1 rRNA gene is annotated in these 422 nt (G+C 55.9%); it reads right to left on the bottom strand.

Annotation, left to right across the window (positions count from 1 at the left end):
* Positions 1 to 12: 12 nt before the first annotated feature.
* A 16S ribosomal RNA gene (locus ASE91_RS18530) occupies positions 13 to 422 on the bottom strand; the annotation flags it as partial.

The raw sequence follows: 422 nt of genomic DNA on the forward strand, positions 1-422 counted from the left end.
CGTTTTCCTTAGAAAGGAGGTGATCCAGCCGCACCTTCCGATACGGCTACCTTGTTACGACTTCACCCCAATCATCTACCCCACCTTCGACGGCTGGCTCCTTGCGGTTACCTCACCGGCTTCGGGTGTTGCAAACTCTCGTGGTGTGACGGGCGGTGTGTACAAGACCCGGGAACGTATTCACCGCAGTATGCTGACCTGCGATTACTAGCGATTCCGACTTCATGCAGGCGAGTTGCAGCCTGCAATCCGAACTGGGAACGGCTTTATGGGATTGGCTCCACCTCGCGGTCTCGCTGCCCTTTGTACCGTCCATTGTAGCACGTGTGTAGCCCAACTCATAAGGGGCATGATGATTTGACGTCATCCCCACCTTCCTCCGGTTTGTCACCGGCAGTCTCCCTAGAGTGCCCAACTGAATG

The sequence above is a fragment of the Sphingomonas sp. Leaf62 genome, assembly GCF_001421915.1.
Taxonomy (GTDB): domain Bacteria; phylum Pseudomonadota; class Alphaproteobacteria; order Sphingomonadales; family Sphingomonadaceae; genus Sphingomonas.